The organism is Streptomyces sp., from assembly GCF_036566765.1.
Lineage (GTDB): Bacteria > Actinomycetota > Actinomycetes > Streptomycetales > Streptomycetaceae > Streptomyces.
In genome coordinates this window covers 1-5,631 of the sequence record NZ_DATCVQ010000219.1, presented here as the reverse complement: position 1 = coordinate 5,631, position 5,631 = coordinate 1, and the positions used below count along the sequence as shown (strand labels likewise).

Below are 5,631 nucleotides of genomic sequence, written 5' to 3'. Positions count from 1 at the left end.
CACCACCACCGCACTGCTCGGCGGCTACCTCGCGGCCTGCGTCCCCGCCCAGCTCCAAGCGGTCGCCCGCCCGGACGCCGCCCGCCTCCAGCGCGTCGTCACCGCCGGCATCCACGCCCTCGTCCCGCTCCAGGCGGCACTGACCGCACGCACCGGCTCACCACGAGCCGTCCTGTCGCTGCTGGCGGCCTACCCCCTCGCCCGCCGTCTCTCCCGGAAGGTCTCCCCGACATGACCGCGCTGCGCTTCGGCTACGGCACCAACGGCCTGGCCAACCACCGCCTCGACGAGGCCCTGGAGGTCATCGCCGGACTGGGCTACTCGGGAGTCGCGCTCACGCTGGACCATGCCCACCTCGACCCGTACGCGCCCGACCTGCCCCAGCGGTTGGCGCACACGCGCCGAAAACTCTCCGCCCTCGGCCTCGGCGTCGTGGTGGAGACGGGGGCCCGATACCTCCTCGACCCCTGGCACAAACACGCCCCCACCCTGCTCGACCCCGACCCCGCCCGCCGCGGACACCGCCTCGACTTCCTCACCCGGGCCGTGCGGATCGCCGCCGAACTGGAGGCCGACGCGGTCTCGCTGTGGAGCGGCGTCCTCGGCCCCGGCACCTCGCACGACCAGGCCTGGGACCTGCTCGCCGACGGCTGCGCCACCCTCGTGCACCTCGCCCGTGAGGCCGGCGTACGACTCGGCTTCGAACCCGAACCCGGCATGCTCGTCTCCGACCTCGCCGGGTACGAGCGCCTGCGGCACACCCTCGGCGACCCGGAGACCTTCGGCCTCACCCTGGACATCGGGCACTGCCAGTGCCTGGAGGAGGAGACCCCGGCCCAATGCGTGCGGCGAGCCGCGCCCTGGCTGGTCAACGTCCAGATCGAGGACATGCGCCGGGGCGTCCACGACCACCTCGAATTCGGCGAGGGCGACGTCGACTTCCCGGCCGTCCTCGAAGCGCTCTCCGAAACCGGATACCGGGGGATCGTCGGCGTCGAACTGCCGCGCCACAGCCACAGCGGCCCGCAGACCGCCCTGCGCTCCCTGTGCGCGCTGCGCGCCGCCTCCACCCCGCCCTGGACCGGCAAGGCGCTCGACCGGCTCCGCACCGACCCGGCGGCGATCACCACCTTGTTCCCGGTCGCCGCACGCGGCGCGGCACCCGGCCCCGGCGACGTCACCCGCACCCAGCTGCTCCAGGCCCTTCCCGCGCGGGACGCCGAACTCGCCGCGATCCTGACGGAGTTGTACGCATCCGGAGACACCGCCGAGCGGCTCGCCGTGCTCCGCTCCCTTCCCCTCCTCGACGCGGCCGGACACCTCGGACCCCACGCCACGCCCCTGATCGAGGACGCCCTGCGCACCAACGACGCCCGGCTCGTCACGGCCGCCGTCGGACCGTACGCCGCCCGCCACCTCGGCCCGAGCCAGTGGCGCCAGGCCGTCCTCAAGTGCGTCTTCCTCGGCGTCCCCCTCGACGCCGTGGCCGGCCTCGACCGGCGCAGCAGCCCCGAACTCACCCGCATGCTGGCGGCCTTCGCCGCGGAACGCACCGCCGCGGGACGGGCCGTACCCGACGACGTACACGAACGGCTCGACCCTCTGCCCGCCCCCGACACCCTGCCGGCCCACGCCTGACCCGCCCGAAAGGAGAAGCCATGCGCATCTTCGACCCGCACATCCACATGAGCTCCCGCACCACGGACGACTACCGGACGATGCACGCCGCCGGGGTACGGGCCGTCGTGGAGCCCGCCTTCTGGCTCGGCCAGCCGCGTACCTCGGCCGCCAGCTTCCGCGACTACTTCGACTCCCTGCTCGGCTGGGAGCCCTACCGCGCCGCCCAGTACGGCATCCAGCACTTCTGCGCCCTGGCACTCAATCCCAAGGAGGCCAACGACCCCCGCTGCGTACCCGTCCTCGACGACCTGCCCCGCTACCTCCTCAAGGACAACGTCGTCGCCGTCGGCGAGATCGGCTTCGACTCGATGACCGACGCCGAGGAACACGCCTTCACCGTCCAGCTCGCCCTCGCCGACACTCACGGACTCCCGGCCCTCGTGCACACCCCGCACCGCGACAAGGCCGTCGGCACCACCCGCACGCTGGAGCTCGTACGGGACTCCGGCCTCGACCCCGGCATGGTCCTGATCGACCACCTCAACGAGGTGACCGTGCCGCTCGTCGCCGGCTCCGGCTGCTGGATGGGCTTCTCCATCTACCCCGACACCAAGATGGACCCCGACCGGATGGTCCGCATCCTCCAGGAGTACGGAACCTCCCGGATGCTCGTCAACTCGGCCGCCGACTGGGGCCACAGCGACCCGCTGCGCACGGCGGCCACCGCCTTCGCGATGCGCTCGGCAGGGTTCACCGAGGAGGACGTCGAACAGGTCCTCTGGCGCAACCCGGTGGCCTTCTACGCCCAGAGCGGCCGCCTCGACCTCGAAGCCGGGGACGCCGGGACCCGCCCGTCGCACGCCACGGACTTCGCCGGCAACTCCGTCCGCAGGGGCGGCAGCTGATGCGCCTGCGCCATCGCGGCGGCGACCTCGTCCACCTCGCCTACTGCACCAACGTGCATCCGGCCGAAGACCTGCACGGGATGCTGGCCCAGCTCGACACCTACGCCGTCGCCGTACGGGACCGCCTGGGCGCGGACCGGCTCGGCATCGGCCTCTGGCTCGCCCACCGCGTCGCCGCCGAGCTGGCCGCCGACCCGGGCGCGACCCTCCGGCTGCGAGCCGAACTCACCCGGCGCGGCCTGGAGGTCGTCACCCTCAACGGCTTCCCGTACCAGGGCTTCCACCAGCCGGTGGTCAAGCACGCGGTCTACCGGCCCGACTGGTCGGAGCCGGCCCGCCTGGAGCACACGGCGAACCTCGCGAGGATCCTCGCCCTGCTGCTGCCCGAGGACGTCGCCACCGGCAGCGTCTCCACGCTCCCGTTCGGCTGGCGCACCGGCTGGACCCGGGAACACCAGAACCGTGCCCTCCGGCACGTGGACGCACTCGGCCGCGAACTCGCCGAACTCCGCCGCCGGACGGGCCGCACGATCAGGATCGCCTTCGAACCGGAACCCGGGTGCGTGGTCGAGACGACCGGACAGGCCGTCCGGCACCTCCAGGGCCTGGACCCCGGCCACTTCGGTGTCTGCCTGGACATCTGCCACCTCGCCGTCGCCTTCGAGGACCCCCGCACGGCGCTGGCACGGCTGGCGCGGGCAGGCATCGAGGTGGTCAAGGCGCAGGTCTCCTGCGCTCTCCACGCGCAGGCACCCGCCGACCCCGAGGTGCGGCGCGCCCTCGGCGCCTTCGACGAGCCCCGGTTCCTCCACCAGACCCGTCGGGCGGGAACCCCGGCCCCCGGCGTCGACGACCTGTCCGAGGCACTGACCGGCACGGGGGCTCTGAGCGGCGACGCGCCGTGGCGCTCCCACTTCCACATCCCCGTGCACGCCGACCCCGCGCCTCCGCTGACGAGCACCCGGCCGGTGCTCCGGGACACCCTGGCCGCCCTGCTCACGCCCGACCGGCCGCGCACCACGCACCTCGAAGTGGAGACCTACACCTGGTCCGTGCTGCCCGAGCCGCCGCGCGACGAGAAGGAGCTGGCGGCGGGCATCGCGGCCGAACTCGACTGGACCCGCCGGGAACTCCTGGCGCTCGGCCTCACCGAACCGGCCACAGAGGCCACGTCTCCGCAACCGGCGCCGATCCCGCACTCGAACCCGATCAGGAGCTCGCCATGAGTGTCGTCGTCCTCGATGTCGTCGGGCTCACCCCGCGCGTACTCGCCCACATGCCCCGCCTCCGCGCCGTCGCCGACACCGGCTTCACCGCGCGGCTCGACACGGTCCTCCCGGCGGTCACCTGCTCGGTCCAGTCGACCTTCCTGACCGGCGAACCGCCCACCGGGCACGGCATCGTCGGCAACGGCTGGTACGACCGCGACATGGGCGAAGTGGCCTTCTGGCGTCAGCACAACCGGCTCGTCGGCGGCGAGAAAGTCTGGCAGACCGCGCGCCGCACCCGCCCCGGCCTCACCGTCGCGAACATCTGCTGGTGGTACGCGATGGGCGCGGACGTCGACATCACGGTCACCCCCCGCCCCGTCTACCACTACGACGGCCGCAAGTCCCCCGACTGCTACACCCGACCGCCCGAACTACGCGACGAACTCACCGCGGAGTTGGGCACCTTCCCCCTCTTCCACTACTGGGGACCCAAGGCGGGCCTCGCTTCCTCGCGCTGGATCATCGACGCCGCCCGCCGCGTCCTCGACCGGCACGATCCGGACCTGACCCTCGTCTACGTCCCGCACCTCGACTACGACCTCCAGCGCCACGGCCCGGAGTCGCCCCGGGCCCGCGAGGCCGCCCGCGAGCTCGACGCGGCCCTGGCCCCCCTGCTCGCCGAGACGCTCGCCCGGGGCGCCACGATCGTCGCGCTCTCCGAGTACGGCATCACCGAGGTGAGTCGCCCCGTCGACATCAACCGCGCTCTGCGCCGGGCCGGCCTCCTGAACGTGCACCGCCAGCAGGGCATGGAGTACCTGGACCCGTGGACCTCGCGCGCCTTCGCCGTCGCCGACCACCAGATCGCCCACGTCTACGTGGCCGACCCGGCGGACGTGCCGCGCGTCCGGGAGGTGCTCCGGGAGCTCGACGGCGTCGAGGCGGTCCTGGACCGCGAGGCCCAGGCCAAGCACGGCCTCGACCACACCCGCTCGGGCGAGCTGGTCGCCGTTGCCGCGGCCGACAGCTGGTTCACGTACTACTACTGGCTGGACGACGCGCACGCCCCGGACTTCGCCCGGGGCGTGGAGATCCACCGCAAGCCCGGCTACGACCCGGCCGAACTTTTCTTCGATCCGGCCGATCCCATGGTCATGGCCCGCGCCGCCCTGTCCCTGGCCAAGCTCAAGCTGGGCATCCGCGGCACCATGTCCGTCGTCCCGACCGACCCGTCCTGCGTGCGCGGCAGCCACGGCCGCCTCCCCGACGACCCCGCCGACGCGCCCGTCCTGCTCTGCTCCGCACCCGAACTCGCGCGCGAGCGCTACCGGGCGACCGAGGTCAAGGAGTTCCTCCTCTCGTGCCTGGCCGACTGAAGTCGCTCGGAAGGAGGCGTAACGAGCCTGATGCCCTCGGCGCAGCAGCCCGATGTTGTGCCAACGGCAGGGCCGCTACGACGAGGCCCGGCGCCGTCATCACGATGCGCTGGAGCTGAGCCGCAGCTTCGACTTCCCCGGCGACGAGGCCGAGTCTCTCAACGCCCTGGCGGAAGCCGCCCGTTCCATGGGCGATCTCGCCCGGGCCGTGGCCGAACACGACACCGCGCTGACCCTCGCCCGCGAGTTCAGCTACTGCCCCGAACAGGCCCGCGCCCACGACGGCCTGGCGCACGTCCACCGCGACCTCGACCGAGTCGACCTCGCCCACGACCAGGCCCGGCAGGCCCTCGACCTGTACACCGCCCTCGCCGTCCGCACGGTCGGGCGATGCCGGATGTGAGGGAGCACGGAGGCTTGAGGCAGGTCGGGGGTCTGCGCCCTTGGCGAGGTCTGCTTCCGAGCACACGGCCGTCGCGTCCACGGCCTGGAGGTCGGGTGCGCGGACGCCGGGCACGT

General features: G+C 73.0%; 5 protein-coding genes and 1 pseudogene. All 6 read left to right on the top strand.

Going from position 1 to position 5,631, the window contains the following annotated elements; all coding sequences use genetic code 11:
* A pseudogene (locus tag VIU94_RS12780) lies at positions 1–235 on the top strand (SCO3242 family prenyltransferase); the annotation flags it as partial.
* Positions 232–1,638: an EboA domain-containing protein gene (locus VIU94_RS12775; protein WP_331910816.1), complete on the top strand. Its 1,407-nt coding sequence runs from the start codon at positions 232–234 to the stop codon at positions 1,636–1,638. The pseudogene VIU94_RS12780 and the gene VIU94_RS12775, both read left to right, overlap by 4 nt.
* Positions 1,639–1,658: 20 nt before the next feature.
* Entirely contained in the window at positions 1,659–2,525 is an 867-nt protein-coding gene (locus VIU94_RS12770; RefSeq protein ID WP_331910814.1) for a TatD family hydrolase, read from the top strand.
* Positions 2,525–3,751: a metabolite traffic protein EboE gene (gene eboE, locus VIU94_RS12765; RefSeq protein WP_331910812.1), complete on the top strand. Its 1,227-nt coding sequence runs from the start codon at positions 2,525–2,527 to the stop codon at positions 3,749–3,751. The genes VIU94_RS12770 and eboE overlap by 1 nt, the downstream gene beginning before the upstream one ends.
* Positions 3,748–5,112, top strand: a complete 1,365-nt coding sequence (locus tag VIU94_RS12760) for an alkaline phosphatase family protein (protein WP_331910810.1) — start codon at positions 3,748–3,750, stop codon at positions 5,110–5,112. Before eboE ends, VIU94_RS12760 begins: the two co-directional genes overlap by 4 nt.
* Before the next feature lie 52 nt (positions 5,113–5,164).
* Positions 5,165–5,515, top strand: coding sequence for a tetratricopeptide repeat protein (locus VIU94_RS12755; RefSeq protein WP_331910808.1), 351 nt, complete (start codon positions 5,165–5,167; stop codon positions 5,513–5,515).
* Positions 5,516–5,631 lie beyond the last annotated feature (116 nt).